This window comes from Burkholderia sp. BCC1047 (genome assembly GCF_902833155.1).
Taxonomy (GTDB): domain Bacteria; phylum Pseudomonadota; class Gammaproteobacteria; order Burkholderiales; family Burkholderiaceae; genus Burkholderia; species Burkholderia sola.
In genome coordinates, this window is record NZ_CADFEH010000058.1 from 1 (window position 1) to 23176 (window position 23176).

Sequence of the window (23176 nt, forward strand, 5' to 3'; positions counted from 1 at the left end):
AGCGATACCGTGTCCATGATGGTCCTCCAGAAGGACAAAATCCTCACTCAGCGTAGTCCACTGAGTGAGGATCGGGCTGACCATCCTATTAACCCCGCAGACTGGCGTCATGCGGAGTTCGTGCGACGAGCGCGGAATTTGGTGGGGCGGCGGCACTCGCATTGTGGCGTGTAATCCTTGTCTGTATTGGGATTTCATGTATTTTTGAATTGAAGAACCCCCAAAAAAGCCCCCGGCGATGACGCGTTGGTGGTCAGTCCAGATCCGGGAACCACGCTTTCCGAACCCGCGCGCCGATGCGCTTATCCCGCTTCTCGTAACCGAGCTGGCGCAGGATTTTTCCGATTCTCATGTCGGTTGCGCGATTCAGTCGGCTAGCGTCTAGGCGCAGTGCCTCAGCGGCTACATCGCATATGAGCAGGTATTCTCGCTCGCCCGGCGCGGGCTCGTCGTCGAACCGAGTGGCAGCAGCGCCGTTGAGCCACTGCTCGACCATCGGCAGCCACGGGTCGTCGTTAGCCGGCGCGGCCGCGAACGCGGCGTGTTCGTCCTTGGCAAGGCGTTCGGCTGCCTGCCAACGGATACCGCCGTCCATAAAGAGAGTGCGGCCTTCGGCCCACAGCTGATCTCGATCGCGCATTACTGCGTCTATGTCGACGTTTCCGACGCGTATCGGGAGCCAACGTCGGTTGCCAGTTTCGTCGATCAAAATGCCTTCTTCGTTGCTGGTGCCAATGAAGACCAGGCGACGGGGCACTGTCGCGGCGTGCTCTTTGTACAGCTGCCGATACGTATCTTGCGTCGCGGTAATGAATGCCTTGATCGACTCGATTTCGCGCGTGCGCATGCCCTTCAGTTCTGCTATTTCGCCTACGAGGGCGCCCCGCATCTTACGGGCGGTTTCGGCGTCCCGCGTGCCGAGGTCGATTTCGACATACTGATCGGCGTGCGGTACCATCGCCGCGATTGCCGATGACTTTCGCAGACCCTGATCGCCGATGAAGATAGGCACCATATCGGCCTTGACGCCCGGTTCAAGCACGCGGCCCGCGAATGCAGTCCAGAGGTAGAGCGACACGGCGCGCGCATACGGCGAGTCAGGTACGCTGAAATACACCTCCATGAATCGATCGACGCGCGGTGCGCCATCCCACGACAAGCCGTTCAGCCAGTCAATCGCCGAATCGAATTTCCGCTCGCGGGCAACGAGGTGCACCGCGTCGCGGATCATCTCTCGGCCGATCGGCTTAAAGCCGCCCTGCTCGAGGCGGATGCGGAGCCGTGTGTAGTCCTCGTCAACGAATGGGCGCCACATAGGTGCGTCGGGATCCGACCACGTCAGCTCGTCGCGGAAGGTGTCAAAACGGATGTCGGCGCCGGCAACGTGAGGTGCGCGTAGCGCGAGCTGCGTGTTTCCGATCGTCGCTAGGATCGCACCGGCCTTGTCGTACTTAAATGGTGGTCGGTAGGGCTCCTGCTGTGCGAGTTCGGCCGGCATAGCCGTAAAGTCCCCCTCGATCTGCTCACGCTCCCATTCGTCGTATGCGGCTGGGCTGTATCTCTTTGCCAGTGTATGAAGCGTGCCGATCGTGGTCGCGTCGGAGCGTTCCGTGCTTGCACTGTTCCACACCTTCTCGACCGCGGCGCGGCCGCCGTAAGCGTATTCGGCGGTTGCCGACCATTCGTCGCAAATCTCCATGCCTTCGGCAGAGCCGCGGGTTTCATGGTGGACCCCAAATTGCACGTCTCGCCATTCGGCATAGCTCCCGTCTGCGGGAATCATGCCGAGCAGCGCGCGAATTTCGTCAATGCGCGGTGCGGTCGACGGTAAGGCGCGGCCGCGCATATGTTTGGCGGAGATGTCGTCGGTCTGGATATGGGCCAATGCCGCCAGATCGGGAAGCGTGTACGTGCGATCTGTCGCGTAGAGAATGCGCGATGCGCTCGGCGCAGTGGGGTAACCCTTTCTGAGTTTGGACTCGGTCGGCCAGTTCCACGTGCCTGGCACTCGCATGATCCGGTCGCAGTTGTGTGTGTCGGGCCCGTCGAATTCCTTGCCGATAGCCGCGTTGATCTGTTCGTAGTTCGTCGCCCACTCATCGGTCAGCGGCGTTGGCGCGGCAAGCCGGAAAAACGCTTGCAGCCCGTTGCCCGAATCGATGATGAAGGACGCATGCTTGCGTAGACGATCGGCGTGCGGGCCGAGCAAGTGACCGCGCGCCGCATCGTATGAGCCGAACCCCTTAATGTCTGGATCGCAGTCGCTCCACGCGAATCGCGCCGACGCCATGTCCGCTTTTGCGGGTTTGCGTTCGAAGCACGTAGCGTCGTTAGGTAGCCAATAGATATTGCTCGCGGCAGTGTTGTGCGTGCGCGCATACTCGATCAGTGCATCGGTTTCCGCCGGTACCGCGAAGGTCCGTGCTCGCGGCTTGCTTCCAGCCGCAGCGGCGATGCGGAGCAACATCAGCTGACCGCCGTCGGGGCGCGCCAAAGTGACGAACTGACGCAGCACGTCGACGTCCACTTCTGCATGCGGGCGACTCGATTGGTCTTTAAGTTCTGTAGGAGTTCTATTCATTAAAGGGCGATTGGCTTAGCCATTGTGTACTTGCTTTACCGGCTCGTCGGCATCGTAAGGTAGCCGGCGCTCACGTGGCCAACCCGCACATGCGTTTCAGTTTCTTGTTCGCGTTCGGCAACGTGCCGCCGACCTTCGACAAGGTCAGCCCTACGCAGTGTCCGCTGAGGTGCCATTCGACGGCTTGTTGCGCACGTCGGCCACCTCCGGGGCGATGAGTCACGCGGTTGTCCGGTTCGATGATCGCATCCGGCAGGCCGCGGTCCTCGAGGGGACCGTAGGGCATTTCGATCGGATAGACCTCGGTGCGGATGCCGTCTTGAGCGCTGACAATGCGCCACGCAACAACGGTTGTTACTCGAACGCAGTGTTCTTCGTCGAGCACGCGCAGCGCGAGCGTGCCGGCGGCGGCTGGGATAATCGTCGCTTCGCTCATGCTGCCACCTCGTCAGTTTGTTGCGCGCGATAGCCGTTGGGATCCGCGAACCAGCGATGAATTTCACGGTTCGGCCAAGCCACCGAATAGCTACCGAGCTTGACCCGTTTCGGAAAGCGGCCGGCACGTTCGCGATTTGTGACCGAAGACATGCACAGCGGAACGAATTGCTTCAGTTCACTCCATCGCGTGTAGCCGTCCAGGGGGAGCGTCAATGGTGAGGTGCTGCGGTCTGCGGCCATTTGTTGCGCCTTGTGGTGCGTTGAGATAGCCGCATTTCAACGTGCCGCGCATAGGTCTGACAACCCTGTAAGGCTGTGCCATACGCCCCAAAATGTCCTGGTATTGCGTACCTACCTTGACACCCCGGACGCGCATGTTTGACAAGGCGATGCGGGAATCGAACTCGAAATATGAGGCGTTCGAAGACAGTGGATGTTGTTTTCTGATGTACAGCGCAGCTTTACAGCGATTTGCTGCGAAAGTGCAAGGATTTGCTATCCGTGATCGAGTTTCGGGGGAGGGTGTTTTATCTGGGCTCGCATTTCGGGTCAAATCTTGCGTATTTGTCGCTTCCACGCGGTGTAGAGGGGGGACTCTAAATTGCCATTCCGGGTGAGCGGATGCGGCGTGCCGGGCGACCGCGTTGCTACCACCGGCTGATGAGGCTACGGAGGTAGGCAACGCGCCGGGCCTTATTCAGCGGGCCTGTTGCCTCTGTTGCCTCTGTTGCTACCTCTTATAAATAAAGAGTGGAAAAAGAGTAGCGTGCAGGAGCGCGCAGCAGTACGGGGGAGTTTTGCAACTAGAGGTAGCAACAGGCAACAGTGGCAACACTTCCACCAAACCCGCGCCAAATAAGGCGTCCGGCATGTTGCCACCGCATGGCGGCGTCGTGGAGGTAGCAACGCTGGCCGGAATAAACCAAGCACCAAATCGCGAAAAACATCCTACTCGTAGAAAACAACGCGTTCGGCAATACGCCCGTGGCAGGTAGCGACGGAGTGCGAGCTCGCTACCTGCGCAGCAAAGTGCTGAGAAATACCGAGCACGGCCGTCGCGGCGTGCAGATCCGCCTTCACGTTCGCGTGACAGTGGTAGCGAGCGCCGCCCCGCATCCCTATTTCGGTCACCTGGTCCGGTGTCGACGACTTAGGCCCATCGCGAGCCGCTGCCCGCAGCGCCGACCATGATCTATTGAAATCCCCATTGGCGATTTCAACTCCGCGCACGATACCTTGCCTAGCAGGCGTAGCGCGCCATGCAGCGCGGCCAAACCGCACGTAGCTACCCGATTGGCTACCCGGTGCCCATCCGCCGGTCGCGCGGGCGTGCGCGCGGCACGCGGTGATTGTGAGGTCTATGAACCCGAGGATCCGCGGGCCGCACGCGGCCGTGAGTCGTAGGCGTGTGCCGCGCACGACGCTCTGCATCGCGACGCCGCGCGCGGCCAGCAGCGCGCCCGCGAACAGCGCGCACAGCAGGCGCGGCATGCGCAGGTCGATCAGCATGCGCGCGACCGGATCGTGGCCCGCGAGCGCGGCCCACCAGCGCGCGGGCGTCACCCATTCGGGATCGGCCGATACACCAGCGCGCCGCCGGCGAGCGCCGACAGCGGCACGAGCACGCCGAGCCGCGCCGCGCGCACGCCGCGCACCTGACGCAGCAGGTTCGGCGCGACGAGCCCGACGTACGACAGCAGGCCGGCGATGCTGATGGCCACGCTCGTGAACGCGACGGCGACGACCGTCGCGGCAAGCCGCGTCGTCGCCGAGCGCGAGCGGGTTCAGCGGCCGGATCACGAACGGTAGTGCGACGAGCCAGCGAACGGCCAACACGAGGCCGCTCGCGCCCGGCTGATACAGGCTGCCGTTCGCCCACAGCGCGGCGAACAGCAGCAGGCAGACGCTGCCCGCGAGCACCAGCCGCAGCGGCGTCGCGCGCGCGCCAGCCGCCGGCCGTGGCGATCGCGCACGCGGCTGTGAACAGCCCGCACGCGAACAGCAGCGGCGCCGACGCGACGCCGGCCAACGCCGGCCAACGCCGGCACCAGCATCGCGGCGAGCAGGCCGAGCCGTGCGCCGCCCGTCACGCCGAGCAGATCGGGTGACGCGAGGGAATTGCGCGTGAGCGACTGGAACAGCGCGCCAGCGATGCCGCGACTGCCGCCCGAGACGACGGCCGCCGCGACGCGCGGCAGGTTACAGCTCGAACAGGAACACGTGCGCGAGCAACGCGTCGTCGCTGCCGGGCACCGCGCTCCACCATGCGCGACGCGCAGCACCGCGAGCGCGCCGATCAGCGCGACCAGGGCAAGCGCGAGCGCAGCGGCGTGACCGCCGGCCCGGCACGCGGCCGTGTTCTTCCCTGCCGCCGCACCGCGCCACGACGGATCAGCGCCGGCGAGCACAAGCACCTGGTGCGCGTGAAGCGGACGGGCGGCAAGCGACCGACCCGCGCGACCACCGACTAACCGAGCAATAACGGGGGATTCCCCGCGATCAAATACGGACAATTCGCCGTGGTTGATTGCGCAAACTGGTTGCGCAGTACGCAGGATCCTGCGTACGAAACGGACTATTTTCCGAAGCGAAGGACGCACGATCCTGCGTAGAGACTTGCGCAAACTGTTGCGCAAAGACGGGCAATTGCCCGTTTCACTGATGCGATGCTGATCGAACCGCTATTGAGGAGCCGAGCATGGCCGTAACCAACATTTCCATGACCCCGCGTACACGGATGGCGCTGCAGACTTGCGCGCTGTTGCGCGGTGCGTCGATGGCCCGCGTCGTTGCCGATGCGCTCGCCGAGTTTATCGAGCGCCACGGGCTGCTGAAGGGCGGCGAATGGCGGATCCGGCCCGACGCAAACCACGCGTGGGGCCGTGCGACGGCGGCGCAGGCCGAAGCGGCGCGCGTGCTCGACTGGCAAGTCGAACTGGTGGAGGACTGAGCGATGGCCGATATCCGACTGATCGAAGCGCAGTTGGCTGAGGCGCGCCAACAGACCACCATCGCGCAGCAACTGCTCGAGGATCGGCTGCTCGAGAACAACGGCGCAGAGGACGAGGAAACGGCGTCGCTGCGTGCCGTCGCAGATCTGCACCGGTCGCGGGAAACGTCGCTCGTCCGCGTACACGAAGCCGCGCAGCGCGCCAATAGCGCGGCGGCGCTCGAAGCGCGGCACCAGGAGTCGCGGGATGGTGTGCGTGCGGCTCGCGCTCTGGAACGCCGCTACGTCAACGCGGCGAAGGCGCTGGAAGCCGCGCTCGAGGCGGTCGCCATCGCACGCAGCGAGTTCCTGCAGGTCGACGCCGAATTGCACGAGGCGATCCGCACCGTGTGCGTGAACCCCGAGCTGAACGATGCGCAACGGCACGGGCTGTATATCAGTGGTACCCGCTCGTGGATTTCCGACCAGGCCGTGCGGACGTACGTCAAGTCGATGTTCGACGAAGATCGGCGGCCCGACAGTATCGCGGGCGTTGCCGCGCGGCACATGCAGCAAACGATCGTGCGCCTCGAAGACGCGACCGCATATCGGCAGCCGAGCCGCCGACCGCCGTACATCATCGACAGCGAAACCGCGCTGCGATCGGCCGCGGAGGATGTTCAGTGACCACGAACCGTCGATCGTTGCCCCCGAATGCAGGAAAAGGGCGTAAGCCTGGCGTCCCGAATAAGACAACACAGGCGTGCCGCGACGCGCTCGTCGAGGCGTTCGACAAGTTGGGGGGCGTGGCCGCGCTGGTGAAGTTCGGCAAGGCAGATCCGGCCGCCTTCTACAAGATCTGGAGCAAGTTGCTGCCGCGCGAGATCAAGGCCGAAGTCACGGACATGACGCGCGAGGAACGTCTCGAACGGCTGAAAGAACTGATCGGTGTTGGGAGCGCACATGGTGAGGATTGACGCGGATCGCCTCGAGCAGTTGACCGATGCCGAGCTCAGCCAACTGGAGCAGCTTCTCGCGCCGCGGCTTGATGCGCCGATGCTGATCGTCGGCGAGCGCGAGGACCGGCGTGCTCGCGTGGCCGCATATGTCGCTGAGCATGCCTGCATGCCGGAAACGACTGTCGTTATCAGGAGATTCACGTGACGATTCTCGATGCGGTCCGTGCATTGACGGCCGGCGAACAGGAAGAAGCGCTCGAACTGCTCGCACCGCCGGCACGCGCAAAAATTCTCGTGCTGCGACGTGGTGAGGACCGGGACGCGGAGGTTTCGGCCTACGTCGAGCGTCACGGATATTTGCCGCCATTCGTTGTCGAGCTCGACAAGGTCAACCGATTCGTGACGCACGTATGGGGTGCGAAGGATGGGAAACCGCCGCTCGTCCACATTGTCGACCTCTCGGGCTGGCGGTTCCCGTACGAAGGGTTTCCCAAGGAAGTTTGATATGGATACCGAACAGCAATCCGCACCCGTCGAGAAGACGCTCGAGGAACGCGCCGCGGCGTTCTACTCCAACACGAAGCAGCCCGGCGCGGCCGAAACGCCGCGCACGCCGACAGAGCCGCCGAAGGCAGCGAACGTCGCGGAAAGCCCGCGCACCGGCGCCGTCGAGCAAGGCGCGCTGCAACCCACGACAGCCGACGCGCTCGCGGAGTTGCGTGCAGATCCCGTGCGCAAGTTCTACGGCGACGAGGGGACGCACGGCACCCTGTACGACGAGCTGACCGGTTCCGGGCAGTGGGGGCAGGAGCTCGTGGCCGCGATCGACGACGGCCTGGGCGGCACGATCGATCGCAAGGAGTTCGCGGCGATCGTCGCCGACCACGGCGGCAACCAGACCGATGTGCGCGAATTCCTCGACGACGCCCGCCTGTTCGCGCAGGCCTGGCCGGCGCTGCCCGAGGCCGACAAGCAGGCCCACCTCGCCGACGCCGTGCAGGGCATGAAAGAGACGTTCGGCAGCGACTGGGAGCAGGCGTGGGACGCCGCGAACACGCTGGCGAAGCGCGACCCCCGCGTCGCGAAGCTGCTCGTCGAGACAGGCCTGGGCGCAGATCGCAAGACGGTGATCAAGTTCGCGCGCGAAGCGTTCCGGCAGCGGGCCGCAGGGAAGCTGAAGTGATGACCTCGGCGATTTGCTGGCCGGAACTTCTCGCCGAGCTTTGCGAGGTTGGCATGCCGCCGAAGATCGTCATGCGCGCAGTGAACGGCCGTATCAGCGACGCCTCGATTCGGAACTACATGCGGAAAGGGGTTGAGCCGTCGCATGTGCGCGGTGAGCTGATCCTCGACCTCTGGTGCGAAAAGACGGGCAAGCGCCGCGAAGACGCGCCGCGCCGGCCGCTACGCAGGCCGTAAGAGCAAGACCCGGAATGAAACTGATCCGAAAACTAAATAAGGACTACATATGACTGTCACATCGAGTATTCAGGACGCTAGCTACGCTACGGACGGGTCAACGACCAACTTTCCGACGGGCTTCTATTTCCTGAACCAGAACGACGTTTTCGTCGACAAGATCGATTCGAATGGGGCTCTCACGCCTCTGGTGCTCGGCACTGACTATTCCGTCAGTGGCGCCGGCGTGACGAGTGGCGGTACGGTCGTGACGAACGTTTCGTATCCGGCAGGCTCGACTCTCCACCTCTATCGGCTCGTGCCGGTGACGCAGGAAACCGAGTTCCAGCAGAACGACCCGTTTCCGGCGAAGACCGTCGAGAAGGCGCTCGATAAGCTGACGATGATCGCGCAGCAGACGAGTGCGGCGACGGTCAACTCGATCCGCTATCCGCTTTCCGAATACGGGACCGACGGTACGCTGCCGAAAAAGCCTGATCGGGCGGGGAAGGTGCTGGCGTTCGACGGCACCGGCCAGCAGGTCCTGGTGCCGCTGCCGGCGAGTGTCGGTGCGGGCGATCTGAAAAACGAGAGCTGGACCGACGGCATCGATTACATCGCCGGCACGTCGAGTCACGTCACGTTGTCGCGCGCGTACGGTACGAAGTCGAATCTCGGTATCGTCGTGATGGCCGGCGTTGCGCAGGATCCGGCGAGCTATTCGCTCGGCGACGACGGTGTGACGCTGCAGTTCGACAGCGTAATCCCCGTCGGGGTGTCGCGGATCTGGTGCGTCGGCGGCACAACGCTATCGTTGACCGTGCCGCCGGACGGATCGGTCGGTGACGATCAGCTCGTGTGGGGCAGCATCCTCAATCGCAACGTTGACTCGATCGCGGCGCTGCGCGCGCTGGATTCCGCGAGCCATAAGCGGGCGTTCGTGACGGGCTATTACGCGGTCGGCGATGGCGGCGGCGGTGCGTATCAGCTCGACTCGAGCGATACCACCAGCGTCGACAACGGAGGAACCGTCATCGTTGCGGCCGATGGCGGCCGCTGGAAGCTGCAGGTGACGGATACCGTCAGCGTCAAGCAATTCGGCGCAACGGGCACGGGGACGAGCGGAACAGACGATTCCGCCGCGATCCAACGTGCGACCAACTGGGCCGCCGCAGCCGGCAAAACGCTGTTCTTCCCGGCCGCTACCTATCGCGTCAAATCGTTCGTTACCTGGCCTGCAGGGACGAAGTGGCTCGGCGAGCCAGGGGCGCATGTCTATCTCGACCCTGCGATGGTATTGGGCGCCTTTATCGGCGGCCTCAACCGCGCGTTGTACAACGTCGGCGCTGGTTCCCTTTCGCTCGAGGGGATCGTTTTCGAGAGCGTGAAAACGGGGCTTACGCAATCGGTGTCGGTGGCCGTGGAAAACACCGTAGGCGTTCGAATTACCAACTGCACGTTCCGGAATTTTGGAGACGCTACGTACTACGCACAGGGCTTTATCGCGTTCCAAACGACCGATATCCGCCTGCTCAACAGCCGCTTCTATAACTGCTCCGGTGACGGTGCGGCGCTCGCAAGCAATATCGTCAATTTCAATGTCTCCGGGTGTGAATTCTCGCAAAACGGGGATTGGGGCCTGGCCTTGTCCGTGGGTGTCACGCAAGGCACGGTGCAAGGCAATATGTTCACCGGCAACGTCGGGACAGCCGTGGGCGCGGATCGTTGCACCGATGTGGCGTTTATCGGAAATACGATGGTGAATAACGCGCACGGTGTGCGCGTGTGCAAATTCGGTACAACCCCGGACGTAAATCGAAATATTACGATTTCGGGAAACAATATTGTCAACGCGGGAAGCATCGGCATTTCCATCGAACAGGCCGGGGATTTCAATACCGGCGCCAATGCCAATATCGCAGTCACCGGAAACACGATCACGGGATCCGGCGGTCAAGGCATCAATGTGAACGATTCGACCGATGTCGCCGTGGTCGGGAATGCGGTTTTCTCGACCGTGAGCGAGGGCATTCTCCTGAACGCATTTACCGCCGGGTGGGAGACTGGCCGCATCACCGTCAGCGGAAACAAGATCGACACGTGCGCCTACGGCATTCGTCAGCTCGCCGGCGCCGGTACGCCGTCCCGTTCGACGGTGGTAGGCAACGACATCACCGCCGCCTCGGTCTTGGCAACGAGTTTCCCCAACCCGGCACTCGTGGATTACATCGACGGCAACAGCAGCACAAGCTATTTCGATTTCTCTAAAACAATAAACGTCCCGTCCGGGAGTATGGCGACCTCGGCGTCATCGGGCGGACTCGCGCTGCCGGCGCAAGTTTGGCAGTTCCTACCGATCTATGTGGGCGGGGCCCTCAAGAAGATCCCGGTATACAACGCGTAACAGCAAATGCATGGGTGACGTGATTTACACGATTCACGTCGTCCGCTCTGCCATATCTCCTACATATACAGAGGATTCCAAAATGAAAAATATCTTGATCGGCGCAATGCTCGCGCTGACGGCCGTCGCGCACGCAGCGACGAAGGTTCCCGTGCAGATGCTTGACACGACGAGCTCGACCAGCGGGCAGGTCATCGTATCGCCCGGACCGTCCGGCGCAGCTGCGTGGGGCAGTGTTTCGGCCGGTGCGCTGGCGCCCATGGCGGCGAATACGGTGCTCGCTAACTCGCTCGGCGCGACGGCAGCGCCGACGGCCGTACCTATTCCGAGCTGCAGCGGCACGAACAACGCGCTGCGCTGGACGTCCGGGGCAGGCTTTACATGTGCAGGCAGTGTCGCGCTGACCACGAGTGCGCTGAACCAGTTCGCGGCCACGACATCGGCGCAACTGGCTGCGGTCATTTCGGATGAGACGGGCAGCGGGTCGCTGGTGTTCAACACAGCGCCGACGCTCGCCGGCACCGTTACCGTTACTGGTTCGACCGGCACCGCACTGCAGGTCACGACGAGCGGCTCAAGCCACGCCGCGCAGATCACTGATACGGGCTCAGGTGGTGCGACACTCACCCTCGTCGGGAACGGCGCGACGACGCCGGCAAAGACGCTTCGCGTTGCAAACGGCTGTTTCCAGATCATCAACAACGCCTACAGCCAAGCGCTCGCCACAATGTGCGAAGACGGAAACCTTACCGTAACCGGGGCGCTTGTGCCGTCGTCGACGGGTGGTATCGTCGGCACGACGACGAACAACAACGCGAGTGCAGGTAGCGTGGGCGAGTATCAAGCCGTTACTGGATCGGCAACGGCGCTTACGTCGGGTGCCTACACGGATATTGCAGCGCTTACCTTGTCTGCCGGTGACTGGGACGTGGAAGGCTCTGTCGGTTTCGCGAACTCGGGCGCCACCACGAACGCTTTTGTTGGCGGTCTGAGTACGGTGGCAAATACGAATCCGAACAGCACACCGGGGGTCGGTTTTACCGTGTCGAACGCCGCCGGCAGCTCCACATATCTGCCGACTCCGGTAGTCCGTTTCAGTCTTGCATCGTCCACGACTGTTCGTTTGGGCGCGCAAGCGAACTTTACCGGCGGAACCGTGACAGGTACCGGTATGATTCGAGCTCGACGGGTACGTTAAGGCGCCCGTGTGTGGCGGGGCCTGTCGGCTAATCCAGTCCCGCCGCCTGCCGATATCGGTTGAGCGCTTTGATGTACGTGCCGCAGCCGCCGAGGTTGCCCGAGTACTGATAGCCCTGAACGAAGCCGGCCGGCCCGATCGCCAGATCGATGTCGCAGTTGAAATTGAGCGGCACGTACTGCGTCGATGTTGACGTGCCGGTGTAGCTGAACGGTGTCGTGCCGACCGTCCCGAACCCGCTGTTCTGGCCGTACGATGTGAGCGGCATCAGGCCGGTTTGCTGTCGACCCCAATGCACGATCTTCATGCCGGCGACTTCACGCTCGCCAGCCGGGTAGCCGAGCACCTGGACAGCGACCGATACAGGCTGGTTGCGCAACGCGCCGAGGCCCTTGTCCATCTGACCGAACGTGACGCAACCTGACAACGCGCACGTGAGCGCGCACATCCCCGCGATTCGTTTCATCTGTTCCCCCGTTTTCATCGTTGTGGTTCGGCGGATTCTAGCGCGCTGCGCGACCGCCGGCGAGCAACGTGCGAGTTGTGTCAAGGCCTGCTGTACACGTCGTACAGCGTTGCTTAACCTTTGATTTTATTGCACTTTATTTCGAATTCGCTCTATACTGAACCCGTCGACGCAAACAACGTTGACCGGGTTTGACAGCCCGAATGCATGCGGCGGTGAACCGCTCGCAAGGGCGGTTTTTCTTCGTTTGAGATTGCGCATCTTCTATGGGTGGCGCGAGTGGAGAGGCTTCGGCCTGCCGGGTTCCGTATGCCCCGGTCTGTCAACTTCGCTCGTTGCCGCCCACCCCGTTTGACAGCGGGGCGATGCGATCGCATACGGAGCCTATCATGACGTTCCACGTTTCCGAGAACGCTTTCCCTATCGGTAGTATTCCTGATCAAATTTCGGTGTCGTCGCGTGACATCGCGGCGATTCACGCACTGCAGGGCGAACTCCGGACGTGCATCTACGCGCTGCGTGGTGCGCTCGAGCAGAAGATCATCCTCGATACCATCCCGGGCGCTGAATGGTTTTGGCAACGGGCCGAGGCAGCAACCGACGAACTCGACATCGCGATCAACAAGGCTATTGGCTGGGACTGAACACGTGCGCGCCTCGCCGGAAAGGGCGGGGCGCTGTTCGGAGTGGTCGACATCGAAGGAGGGAACATGCCCTACGTATCGAAGACTTTCAAGGCGGGGGTGGCCGTGGCCGCCGGTCGCGACCTGGTGCTGTGCGACGACTTGCTCGATCTGCTCGCGGATCGAATTGCGAGCCGCGTTGCGGCGCGGCTGCGCGAGCGGCCGCCGACACCAGCACATCGACAGGAGCGGCCGGCGCCCGCCGCGCCGGCGGCGGCGGCGCAGCTGCACGCTGACCGGTTATATCGCGTGGCCGATGTGATGCAGCGATTGGGCGTCTCGAGGGCGACCGTCTACAACTTGGCGCGCGCTGGCCGGCTCGAACTCGTGAAGATCGGCGCGCGGGCCAGTGGCGTGACCGGCAAAAGCCTGATCGCGTTGATCGAGCGGAATAGAGGCGCGTAGCGCGCGACGGGACTAACGTTGCATGGCGTCGAGCACGTCGCGGCCTTTCGCTAACTGGACGGCTCGCGCCTCGCCGCGAAGATCCCCGAAGAACTGGGCGGCATGCGCAAAGAGCTCATCCTCATACCCGAGGCCGCTCGGATCGTTGCACGCGATGTACCAGAGCTCGAGCGCGCTTTCCTCGAGTCCGAGCTTCCCGAAGTTGGCGAGGTTGCGGGTGGCACCGAACGCGAGAGCGTCGGCTTCGATCGGCTCGAACTCGTGCACCGCATCGACGTCGCGGTCGGCATGCTTCAAGAAGTTCTGCGTCGACCTGGCAATGGCGAAGTATTCCTGAGCGCTGATCCCGTTCGCGTCCTGCGCCCACGATTCCCACTGCGCGTCCGGATGATGGTGTTTCGCGAGGTCCGCGGCGAGCACCGATGCTACGCCGACCAGCGTGTGCACGACGACCGGATCGGCGCCGTTGAACAGCAGCACAATCGCCGCGCGCAGATGCCGGCGTGCGGCCTCGAGCTTCGAAATGCGAATGGTCGACATAACGTGCGTCAGTTGGCCGCAGTGGTGAGCGGCACGATGCGCGCGCCGGCCTTGATCTGGTCGAGGTAGTTGGCCCACTGCTGCATCATTTCGCGGCGGTGCGGCAGGTGCGCTGTGCGGTTGTACGCCCGCCCGAGCGGATCCTTCACGGCGTGCGCGAGCTGCGCTTCTACGACCGCGGGCGCCACGCCGAGCACCTCATCGAGAATCGTCCGGGCCATGGCACGGAAGCCGTGGCCGGTCATCGTGTCGCCGTCGTACCCGAGCCGGCGCAGCGCGCCGTTGATCGTGTTGTCGGACATGGGGCGGTCTTTCGTGCGCACGCTCGGAAACAGGAACCGGCTGTTGCCGGTCAGCGCGTGCAACTCGCGCAGGATCGCTACCGCCTGCGGCGGCAGGGGCACGATGTGCGCCGCGCCGGACGCCTTGCCTTGCTTCGTCCGTTTCATCCGTTCGCTCGGGATCTCCCACGTTGCCCTCTCGAGGTCGAACTCGGTCCATTCGGCCGCGCGCAGTTCGCCCGGGCGCTGGAACAGCAGCGGGGCGAGGCGGAGGGCGCATTGCACGGGGAAGGTGCCGTGATACCCGTCGATCGCGCGCAGGAGCTCGGCGACCTGCTTCGGGTCAGTAATCGCGGCCATGTGCTCGGTCTGCACCGGCGGCAGTGCGCCGCGGAGATCCGCCGTGACATCCCGCTTCGCGCGGCCAGTCGCCACGGCGTAGCGGCACACCTGGCTGATGTTGGCCTGCAGCCGGTGCGCCGTCTCGAGCGCGCCGCGCTTCTCGACGCGCCGGAGCGCGTCCAGTACGTCGGGCGGCTCGAGGTTGGCGACGGCAGCACCGCCGATCCACGGGAAGGCGTCCACCTCCAGCCGCCGCAGGATCCGCGCCCCGTGGCTTTCAGACCAGGTCGGCGCGTATTTGGCGTGCCACTCGCGCGCGACGGCCTCGAAAGAGTTCTCGGCGCTCAGGCGCTGCGTCCGCTTCTCGGCCTTCTTCGCCGCGGCCGGGTCGATCCCGGTCGCCAGTTTGTCGCGGGCCTCGTCGCGGCGCTTCCGCGCTTCGGCCAGCGTGACGGCGGGGTAGGTGCCGAGCGCTAGGCTTTTTTCCTTCCCGCCGAACCGGTACTTGAGCACCCACCGCTTGCCGCCGGCCGGCTTGATGAGCAGGAACAGGCCGCCACCATCGAACAGCTTCTGCTGCTTGTCGGACGGCTTGGCATTGCGGATTGCTACGTCGGTCAGGGGCATGGGGGCTCGGGCGCGTGGGGGTTCCCGGTCGTGGATTGCAGCGAAGAACCCCCGATAGAACCCCCATCGCTATGTGGCTGTGGTTGCGATTCCTTGAGATAGTTTGCAACAAAAAACCCCGCGGAGCCAAGCCCGGCGGGGTTCAATTGCAACGCGTTGATCTGCGTTGAGAGAGTGTTTGGTGGAGGCGGCGGGAATCGAACCCGCGTCCAGAAGCGCTCCACGACTAGTTCTACATGTTTAGTCCAGTCTTTTGATTTAACCGCAGCGACGCGGACGAACACGCTGCACTACGGCGATTCGCTAGATTTTCGACCCTGGCGTCGCGACGCCGACAGGGCTTAACTGACGTAAATGACCTCTGGCGGTATTGCTACCGGTCTTGCGACACTAGCCCGTCAGTGAACTAGGCAGAGGACGGCGGCCCTTAGGCTGCCAGTGCGAACGTATCGTCGTTTGCAGTTACGATTTTCCCATTGATTAACGAGGTGACGGGTCCTCGACATGCCCTAGCCGCTTCACAACCCCTGTCGAAACCAGGTCGCCCCCGCGGATAAGATCGATCATTATAGCCCAACATCGCGCAGCAGGTCCCGCAGTTCCTGCGTCGTATCGACGAGGTGCTGGGCCTGCCAGTCGGCCGGCGCGACGCCGTCGCCGCAATAGCCGTACGCGGCTGCGACGGTGGCCATGCCGGCGGCGCTGCCGGCCTGAATGTCGCGCAGGTCGTCGCCGACGTAGACGATACGCGCGGGCGCGAGCGTCAACTGGTCGGCCGCATGCAGCAGCGGGGCCGGATGCGGTTTCGGGTGCGGCGTAGTGTCGCCCCCGACGATGCAGGCGGCGCGCGGCGTGAGGCCGAGCAGCTCGACCAGCGGCGCCGTGAGCCGCATCGCCTTGTTCGTGACGATGCCCCAGCGTACGCCGCGCGCATCGAGTTCGTCGAGCACGTCGCCGATGCCGGGAAACAGCGTCGTATACACGCAGAGGTCGGCCGCGTAGTTGGCCAGGAACTCGTCGCGCATCGCTTCGTAGCCGGGCGTGTGCGGATCGATGCCGAACGCGCCGCCGAGCAGGCCGCGTGCGCCGGCCGACGCCAGCGGCCGCAACACGTCGATCGACGTTTCGGGCAGGCCGCGCGCGCGCTGCATCTTGTTGACGGCTGCCGCGAGATCGGGCGCCGTGTCGGCGAGCGTGCCGTCCAGATCGAACAGGACCGCATCGCAGTGCAGCAGGCGCGGTTCGTCTGCGATCCGCGCGGTCGAAAGGGGAGTCGTCATGCCGGTCGAAAGGTCATGCGCCGCGTCGGCATGCGACGAGGTAGTTGATGTCGGTGTCGTTCGACAGCGCGAAGCGCTTGCCGATCGGGTGATACGTGATGCCCTTGATCTCGGCGATGTGCAGATCCGTCGCGCGCACGAAGCCGGCCAGTTCCGACGGGCGGATGAAGCGCGCGTAATCGTGCGTGCCCTTCGGCAGCATTTGTGCGATGTATTCCGCGCCGATCACCGCGAACAGGTAGGACTTCAGGTTGCGGTTCAGCGTCGAGAAGAACACCCAGCCGCCCGGCTTCACGAGCGTCGCGCACGCGGCCACGATATCGGCGGGCGACGGCACGTGCTCGAGCATCTCCATGCACGTGACGACGTCGTAGCTGCCCGGTTCGCGCGCGGCGATCGCTTCGGCGGCGATCGCCTCGTAATCGACCGAAATGCCGCTTTCGAGACTGTGCAGATCGGCCACGCCGAGCGCTTCGGTCGACAGGTCGATGCCTTTCACCTGCGCGCCGAGTCCGGCCATCGACTCGGACAGGATGCCGCCGCCGCAGCCGATGTCGAGCACGCGCTTGCCGGCCAGGTGCGCATGCGCGTCGATCCAGCCGAGCCGTACCGGGTTCAGGTCGTGCAGCGGTTTGAATTCGGCAGTCGGGTCCCACCACCGATGGGCGAGGTCGCTGAATTTCTGGAGTTCGTGCGGATCGGCGTTGGTCATGTCGGCAAACGGGCTACGAGAGGAGGGCGGTGCGTCGGTGCGTCAGCCCCGAGTATATAAGCGGGCGGACGGCGAGGCCAGCGAGCGCCTGGACGGGCATCAATGAAAAAGCCCCGCCGGAGCGGGGCTTTGAAGCAGTCGAAAACCGCGGCTTAGTTTGCCGGAACGGTCGTCTTCTGGACTTCTTGCGTACCGACCACTTCGACTTCCACGCGGCGGTCCGGTGCGAGGCAGGCGATGAGTTGCTTGCGGTTCTTCTGGTTGCAGCCGGTCGTAACCGGGTTGCGCTTGCCCTTGCCTTCCGTGTAGATCTTGTTGGCCGGCACACCCTTGCTGACCAGGTACGACTTCACGGCTTGCGCACGGCGCAGCGACAGACGGTCGTTGTACTTGTCCGAACCGATGCGGTCCGTGTAGCCCGTTGCGACGACCACTTCCGTGTTCATGCCCTGGATCTTCGACGACAGTTCGTCCAGCTTTTGCTTGCCCAGCGGCTTGAGCGTTGCCTTGTCGAAGTCGAACAGTGCGTCAGCTTGATACGTGATCTTCTGGCTCGTGATGGCCGGAGCGACCGGAGCGACCGGCGGCTGCGGTGCCTGGGCGACCAGTGCGCCATCGCACTTCGCGTTGGCGGTGGCCGGCGTCCAGAACGCATCGCGCCAGCAGAGCTCGTTCGTGCCGTTCATCCACACCCATTCGCCCGTGCCGTTCACCCAGTTGTCATTGACGGCTTGACGCGACGCCGGCACCGACTGTGCCGAAGCGGATGCAGCCATAACTGCGGTAGCTGCAATGAACGCGAGCTTTGAAAGTTTATTCATATTTCTCCTCTCGAAATTGAGATTACCGCAGGTTTACTGCGAGCCTGTTGACGGTGACAAGTCATACATTGCTCGAAGTATAACATTGGTGCGGCACAAAAAACGCGGCACCGCTCTGTGTAGACTTCGAGCAGCGTCTAACTTTCAGTGCGTTGGCATTTTGCCATATCGTTCCCTTCCTACGAAAAAAAATCCTCCCCACCCCAAGATCGCTTCAACTTTGTGGTGCATGCGCAACACCGCTCTGCCGTAACTTTTAGAGATTGTCAAGAGCAGGGCGGCGAAATTGCGCGATTGCATGCCGTTGTTTACTCGCGCGCAGGAAACGCGGCGGATGCGACCGCCTGCGACGTCGCGTCGCGCCCCCTTTTTTCGGTGCGATTTCGACCGAGGATTTCGGTCGATTCGCCGCCGCCGCGATTTTTGCTGTTTACATATAGAGGGGGAGGCGGATTGGCGGCGGATGGGCGCATGTTAGAATCTCGCGTTGCGTTGCGCATGCAGCGCCCACGCGAAAGGCGTTCGCCGTCTTCGCTCCGAAACGATACGGATACATGGATCAATTCGCCAAAGAGACCCTGCCCACCTCCCTAGAGGAGGAAATGCGCCGTTCGTATCTCGATTACGCGATGAGCGTGATCGTCGGACGTGCCCTCCCGGATGTCCGCGATGGCCTCAAGCCCGTGCACCGGCGCGTGTTGTTCGCGATGCACGAACTGAACAACGACTGGAACCGCGCGTACAAGAAGTCGGCGCGTATCGTCGGTGACGTGATCGGTAAATACCACCCTCACGGCGATACCGCGGTCTACGACACGATCGTGCGGATGGCGCAGGATTTCTCGCTGCGCTACATGCTGATCGACGGGCAGGGCAACTTCGGCTCGATCGACGGCGACAATGCCGCGGCGATGCGTTACACCGAAATTCGCATGGCGAAGATCGGCCACGAGCTGCTCGCCGACATCGACAAGGAAACCGTCGATTTCGAGCCGAACTACGACGGCAACGAAATGCAGCCGTCGGTCCTGCCGTCGCGCATTCCGAACCTGCTGATCAACGGCTCGTCGGGCATCGCGGTCGGCATGGCGACCAACATCCCGCCCCATAACCTGAATGAAGTCGTCGACGCGTGCCAGCACCTGCTCGGCAACCCGGAAGCGACGATCGACGAGCTGATCGAGATCATCCCGGCGCCGGACTTCCCGACGGCCGGCATCATCTACGGCGTCGCCGGCGTGCGCGACGGCTACCGCACCGGTCGCGGCCGCGTCGTGATGCGTGCGGCCACGCACTTCGAGGAGATCGACCGCGGCCAGCGGATGGCGATCATCGTCGACGAGCTGCCGTATCAGGTGAACAAGCGCTCGCTGCTCGAGCGGATCGCCGAGCTCGTCAACGAGAAGAAGCTCGAAGGCATTTCCGACATCCGCGACGAGTCCGACAAGAGCGGCATGCGCGTCGTGATCGAGCTCAAGCGCGGCGAAGTGCCGGAAGTGGTGCTGAACAACCTGTACAAGGCGACGCAGTTGCAGGACACGTTCGGCATGAACATGGTCGCGCTCGTCGACGGCCAGCCGAAGCTGCTGAACCTGAAGGAAATCCTGCAGTGCTTCCTGTCGCACCGACGCGAAGTGCTGACGCGCCGCACGATCTACGAACTGCGCAAGGCTCGCGAACGCGGCCACGTGCTCGAAGGCCTCGCGGTCGCGCTCGCGAACATCGACGAGTTCATCGCGATCATCAAGGCCGCGCCGACGCCGCCGATCGCGAAGCAGGAGCTGATGGCGAAGCCGTGGGATTCGTCGCTCGTGCGCGAGATGCTGACGCGCGCCGAGAGCGAGAACGCGGCCGCCGGCGGCCGTTCTGCGTACCGTCCGGAAGGTCTGAACCCGGCGTTCGGGATGCAGACCGACGGGCTGTACCGCCTGTCCGACACGCAGGCGCAGGAAATCCTGCAGATGCGTCTGCAGCGCCTGACCGGCCTCGAGCAGGACAAGATCATCGGCGAGTACCGCGACGTGATGGCGCAGATCGCCGACCTGCTGGACATCCTCGCGCGCCCCGAGCGCATCACGACGATGATCGGCGAGGAACTGACCTCGGTGAAGGCCGAATTCGGCGACGCGCGCCGCTCGAAGATCGAGCTGAACGCGACCGAGCTGAACACCGAGGATCTGATCACGCCGCAGGACATGGTCGTCACGATGTCGCACGCGGGCTACGTGAAGTCGCAGCCGTTGTCCGAGTACCGCGCGCAGAAGCGCGGCGGTCGCGGCAAGCAGGCGACGCAGATGAAGGAAGACGACTGGATCGAGACGCTCTTCATCGCGAACACGCACGACTACATCCTGTGCTTCTCGAACCGCGGCCGCGTGTACTGGGTCAAGGTCTATGAAGTGCCGCAGGGCTCGCGCAATTCGCGCGGCCGTCCGATCGTCAACATGTTCCCGCTGCAGGAAGGCGAGAAGATCAACGTCGTGCTGCCGGTCAAGGAATTCTCGGCCGACAAATTCATCTTCATGGCGACGTCGCTCGGCACCGTGAAGAAGACGCCGCTCGAAGCGTTCAGCCGCCCGATGAAGAAGGGCATCATCGCGGTCGGCCTCGACGACGGCGACTACCTGATCGGTGCGTCGATCACCGACGGCGCGCACGACGTGATGCTGTTCTCGGACTCCGGCAAGGCCGTGCGTTTCGACGAGAACGACGTGCGTCCGATGGGGCGCGAGGCGCGCGGCGTGCGCGGCATGCAGCTCGAGGACGGGCAGCAGGTCATCGCGATGCTGGTCGCGGGCAGCGAGGAGCAGACCGTGCTCACCGCGACCGAAAACGGCTACGGCAAGCGCACGCCGATCACCGAGTACACGCGCCATGGCCGCGGCACGAAGGGTATGATCGCGATCCAGACGTCCGAGCGCAACGGCAAGGTGGTGGCTGCCACGCTCGTCGACGCCGAGGATCAGATCATGCTGATCACGACGGCCGGCGTGTTGATTCGCACCCGCGTATCCGAGATTCGCGAGATGGGGCGCGCCACGCAAGGTGTTACACTCATCAGTCTCGATGAGGGTACGAAGCTCTCTGGCCTCCAGCAGATCGCCGAGGCCGAAGAGGGAGAGGGCGAAGCCGACGAGGCGTCGGACGGCGAAGCCTGAAGAACGGATGAGACTCTGGCCGCCGCGGGCGAAAAGCGCCGCGGCCGGCGAGCAACCATTCATATTTCCAAAAGGGAGTGATGATGCAAAAGCAATTCAAGCAACTGGTTCTGCTGGCTGCACTGGTGCCGACTTTCGCGATGGCGCAGGCGCTGTCGAATTCCGCACCGGCTGCTCCGGCGGCAGCTGCGCCGATCGACGCCGACAAGAAGGCAGCGATCAAGGATCTGCTCGACGCGATCGACGCGCCGAAGCTCGTGTCGGCAATCGGCAACAGCGCCGAAATGCAGGCCAAGCAGCTCGTGCCGGCCATCCTGTCGGACGCGCTGTCGGAAAACAAGACGCTGAACGACAAGCAGAAGCAGGCTGCCGTTCCGACGCTGCAGAAGAACGCGGTGCCGAAGCTGGTCGACGGTGCGGGCAAGGTGTTCGGCACGCAACAGTTCCAGAGCGACGCGATGTCGGCTCAGTACGACGCGTACGCGAAGTACTACAGCACGTCGGAAATCAAGGATCTGACGACGTTCTACAAGAGCCCGACGGGCCGCAAGTTCATCCAGGTTCAGGATCAGGTCGGTCGCGACGTGGTCAACGGCCTGATGCAGAAGTACATGCCGCAAGCGATCCAGGCAACGCGTACGCAGGCTGACAAGGAAGTCGCAGCAGTCAAGCCGGGCAAGTAAGCTGTCCGGGCGCGCCCCCGGCCGTTCGGCCGGGTTTGGCGGGAGCCTGACGACAGTGCGATAATGGCCGTTTGCGCGCGAGCGCAAGCGGCCATTTCTTTTCTGGCGCGTTCTGCCGGCGGCAAGCCGGTCGCGTCCCTCCCGAGGTTTTCACGATGCGCGTGTTTAATTTCTCCGCCGGCCCTGCGGCGATGCCCGAGGAAGTGCTGCGGCAGGCCGCCGACGAAATGCTCGACTGGCACGGCAGCGGCATGAGCGTGATGGAGATGAGCCATCGCGGCAAGGAGTTCATGTCGATCCACGAGGCCGCGCTGACCGACCTGCGCGACCTGCTCGGCGTGCCGGCGAGCCACCGGATCCTGTTCCTGCAGGGCGGCGGCCTCGCGGAAAACGCGATCGTGCCGATGAACCTGCTGGGCGCGCGCAAGACGGCCGACTTCGTCGTGACGGGTTCGTGGTCGCAGAAATCGTTCAACGAGGCGAACAAGTTCTGCACGCCGCACCTGGCCGCGACCGGCAAGACGGAAGACGGCTTCACGCGTGCGCCTGTGCGCGCGGAATGGCAACTGTCGGACGATCCGGCCTACGTGCATCTGTGCACCAACGAGACGATCGACGGCGTCGAGACGTTCGAGATCCCCGATCTCGGCGACGTGCCGCTGGTCGCGGATGTCTCGTCGCACATCCTGTCGCGTCCGATGGACGTCGCGAAGTACGGCGTGCTGTTTGGCGGCGCGCAGAAGAACATCGGGATGGCCGGCGTGACGGTCGTGATCGTGCGCGAGGATCTGCTCGATCGCGCGCTGTCGATCTGCCCGTCTGCGTTCGAATGGAAGACCGTCGCCGCGAACAACTCGCTGTACAACACGCCGCCCACCTACGCGATCTACATCGCGGGCCTCGTGTTCCAGTGGCTGAAGCGGCAGGGCGGCCTCGAAGCGATCGAGGCCCGCAATCTCGAAAAATCGAAGCTGCTCTACGACACGATCGACGCGAGCAGCTTCTATCTGAACAAGGTCGAGCCGGCAGCACGTTCGCGGATGAACGTGCCGTTTTTCCTGGCCGACGAAACGCGCAACGAAGACTTCCTTGCCGGCGCAAAGGCGCGCGGGCTGCTGCAGCTGAAGGGCCACAAGTCCGTCGGCGGCATGCGGGCGTCGATCTACAACGCGGTGCCGCTCGAGGGCGTGAAGGCGCTCGTCGAGTACATGAAGGACTTCGAGCAGCGCGGCGCCTGACGGCGGCGCGGTTCAAACAGCACGGCAAAACGC

The 23176-nt window shown here is 63.5% G+C and carries 23 protein-coding genes, 1 other RNA gene and 1 pseudogene; 14 read left to right on the forward strand and 11 right to left on the reverse strand.

All coding sequences use genetic code 11. From position 1 onward, the window contains the following. Positions 1-253: 253 nt before the first annotated feature. From HWX55_RS34440 to HWX55_RS34455, 4 genes and pseudogenes are all read right to left on the reverse strand, one after another. On the reverse strand, positions 254-2527 hold the full coding sequence (locus HWX55_RS34440) for a VapE domain-containing protein (RefSeq protein ID WP_175978911.1): 2274 nt from the start codon (positions 2525-2527) through the stop codon (positions 254-256). A 124-nt stretch (positions 2528-2651) separates the two neighbouring features. Next, positions 2652-3017 carry a hypothetical protein gene (locus HWX55_RS34445; protein WP_175978912.1) on the reverse strand — a complete coding sequence of 122 codons (366 nt, stop codon included), beginning with the start codon at positions 3015-3017 and terminating at the stop codon, positions 2652-2654. Then, positions 3014-3259: an AlpA family phage regulatory protein gene (locus HWX55_RS34450; RefSeq protein ID WP_175978913.1), complete on the reverse strand. Its 246-nt coding sequence runs from the start codon at positions 3257-3259 to the stop codon at positions 3014-3016. Before HWX55_RS34450 ends, HWX55_RS34445 begins: the two co-directional genes overlap by 4 nt. A 1173-nt stretch (positions 3260-4432) precedes the next feature. Further along, positions 4433-5427 (reverse strand): annotated as a pseudogene (locus HWX55_RS34455) (iron chelate uptake ABC transporter family permease subunit); the annotation flags it as partial. Between the two features lie 311 nt (positions 5428-5738). Here HWX55_RS34455 and HWX55_RS34460 point away from each other — a divergent pair. From HWX55_RS34460 to HWX55_RS34500, 9 genes are all read left to right on the forward strand, one after another. Next, positions 5739-5969: a hypothetical protein gene (locus HWX55_RS34460; protein WP_175978914.1), complete on the forward strand. Its 231-nt coding sequence runs from the start codon at positions 5739-5741 to the stop codon at positions 5967-5969. Positions 5970-5972: 3 nt separating this feature from the next. Continuing rightward, positions 5973-6635, forward strand: coding sequence for a hypothetical protein (locus HWX55_RS34465; protein ID WP_175978915.1), 663 nt, complete (start codon positions 5973-5975; stop codon positions 6633-6635). Next, on the forward strand, positions 6632-6925 hold the full coding sequence (locus tag HWX55_RS34470) for a hypothetical protein (protein WP_175978916.1): 294 nt from the start codon (positions 6632-6634) through the stop codon (positions 6923-6925). The genes HWX55_RS34465 and HWX55_RS34470 overlap by 4 nt, the downstream gene beginning before the upstream one ends. Continuing rightward, positions 6912-7112, forward strand: coding sequence for a hypothetical protein (locus HWX55_RS34475; RefSeq protein WP_175978917.1), 201 nt, complete (start codon positions 6912-6914; stop codon positions 7110-7112). The genes HWX55_RS34470 and HWX55_RS34475 overlap by 14 nt, the downstream gene beginning before the upstream one ends. Next, positions 7109-7411: a hypothetical protein gene (locus tag HWX55_RS34480; protein ID WP_175978918.1), complete on the forward strand. Its 303-nt coding sequence runs from the start codon at positions 7109-7111 to the stop codon at positions 7409-7411. Before HWX55_RS34475 ends, HWX55_RS34480 begins: the two co-directional genes overlap by 4 nt. Position 7412: 1 nt before the next feature. Further along, a complete protein-coding gene (locus HWX55_RS34485; RefSeq protein WP_175978919.1) occupies positions 7413-8090 on the forward strand; it encodes a hypothetical protein in 678 nt (225 codons plus the stop codon). Next, complete coding sequence (locus tag HWX55_RS34490; RefSeq protein ID WP_175978920.1) at positions 8090-8326, forward strand: hypothetical protein; 237 nt, start codon at positions 8090-8092, stop codon at positions 8324-8326. The genes HWX55_RS34485 and HWX55_RS34490 overlap by 1 nt, the downstream gene beginning before the upstream one ends. A 49-nt stretch (positions 8327-8375) precedes the next feature. Further along, positions 8376-10709 carry a right-handed parallel beta-helix repeat-containing protein gene (locus HWX55_RS34495; RefSeq protein ID WP_175978921.1) on the forward strand — a complete coding sequence of 778 codons (2334 nt, stop codon included), beginning with the start codon at positions 8376-8378 and terminating at the stop codon, positions 10707-10709. Between the two features lie 82 nt (positions 10710-10791). Continuing rightward, positions 10792-11907 (forward strand): hypothetical protein, encoded by a 1116-nt coding sequence (locus HWX55_RS34500; RefSeq protein WP_175978922.1) that lies wholly within the window; start codon positions 10792-10794, stop codon positions 11905-11907. 28 nt (positions 11908-11935) lie between these two features. On the opposite strand, the gene HWX55_RS34505 is transcribed toward HWX55_RS34500, so the two are convergent. Beyond that, on the reverse strand, positions 11936-12373 hold the full coding sequence (locus tag HWX55_RS34505; RefSeq protein WP_175978923.1) for a hypothetical protein: 438 nt from the start codon (positions 12371-12373) through the stop codon (positions 11936-11938). Positions 12374-12762: 389 nt separating this feature from the next. On the opposite strand from HWX55_RS34505, the gene HWX55_RS34510 reads away from it, so the two are divergent. Beyond that, on the forward strand, positions 12763-13017 hold the full coding sequence (locus tag HWX55_RS34510) for a hypothetical protein (RefSeq protein WP_175978924.1): 255 nt from the start codon (positions 12763-12765) through the stop codon (positions 13015-13017). A gap of 66 nt (positions 13018-13083) precedes the next feature. Continuing rightward, a complete protein-coding gene (locus HWX55_RS34515; protein WP_175978925.1) occupies positions 13084-13461 on the forward strand; it encodes a helix-turn-helix domain-containing protein in 378 nt (125 codons plus the stop codon). 12 nt (positions 13462-13473) lie between these two features. On the opposite strand, the gene HWX55_RS34520 is transcribed toward HWX55_RS34515, so the two are convergent. From HWX55_RS34520 to ompA, 6 genes are all read right to left on the reverse strand, one after another. After that, positions 13474-13941 (reverse strand): hypothetical protein, encoded by a 468-nt coding sequence (locus tag HWX55_RS34520; protein ID WP_175978926.1) that lies wholly within the window; start codon positions 13939-13941, stop codon positions 13474-13476. A 68-nt stretch (positions 13942-14009) separates the two neighbouring features. Further along, on the reverse strand, positions 14010-15251 hold the full coding sequence (locus tag HWX55_RS34525) for an integrase arm-type DNA-binding domain-containing protein (RefSeq protein WP_175978927.1): 1242 nt from the start codon (positions 15249-15251) through the stop codon (positions 14010-14012). A 179-nt stretch (positions 15252-15430) separates the two neighbouring features. After that, positions 15431-15800: a transfer-messenger RNA gene (gene ssrA, locus HWX55_RS34530) on the reverse strand. Positions 15801-15817: 17 nt separating this feature from the next. After that, positions 15818-16531 carry a phosphoglycolate phosphatase gene (gene gph / locus HWX55_RS34535; RefSeq protein WP_175978928.1) on the reverse strand — a complete coding sequence of 238 codons (714 nt, stop codon included), beginning with the start codon at positions 16529-16531 and terminating at the stop codon, positions 15818-15820. A 13-nt stretch (positions 16532-16544) separates the two neighbouring features. Next, entirely contained in the window at positions 16545-17243 is a 699-nt protein-coding gene (gene ubiG / locus HWX55_RS34540; RefSeq protein ID WP_175978929.1) for a bifunctional 2-polyprenyl-6-hydroxyphenol methylase/3-demethylubiquinol 3-O-methyltransferase UbiG, read from the reverse strand. Positions 17244-17395: 152 nt separating this feature from the next. Next, positions 17396-18064 (reverse strand): outer membrane protein OmpA, encoded by a 669-nt coding sequence (gene ompA, locus HWX55_RS34545; RefSeq protein WP_050011546.1) that lies wholly within the window; start codon positions 18062-18064, stop codon positions 17396-17398. Between the two features lie 554 nt (positions 18065-18618). Between ompA and gyrA the strand changes: the two genes are divergently transcribed. The 3 genes from gyrA to serC all read left to right on the forward strand — a co-directional run bounded on the left by gyrA (position 18619) and on the right by serC (position 23143). Then, a complete protein-coding gene (gyrA, locus tag HWX55_RS34550; protein ID WP_050011545.1) occupies positions 18619-21222 on the forward strand; it encodes a DNA gyrase subunit A in 2604 nt (867 codons plus the stop codon). An 83-nt stretch (positions 21223-21305) separates the two neighbouring features. Further along, on the forward strand, positions 21306-21905 hold the full coding sequence (locus HWX55_RS34555; RefSeq protein WP_006486966.1) for a DUF2059 domain-containing protein: 600 nt from the start codon (positions 21306-21308) through the stop codon (positions 21903-21905). A 155-nt stretch (positions 21906-22060) separates the two neighbouring features. After that, a complete protein-coding gene (serC, locus tag HWX55_RS34560; RefSeq protein WP_175978930.1) occupies positions 22061-23143 on the forward strand; it encodes a 3-phosphoserine/phosphohydroxythreonine transaminase in 1083 nt (360 codons plus the stop codon). The last annotated feature ends 33 nt before the right edge of the window (positions 23144-23176 follow it).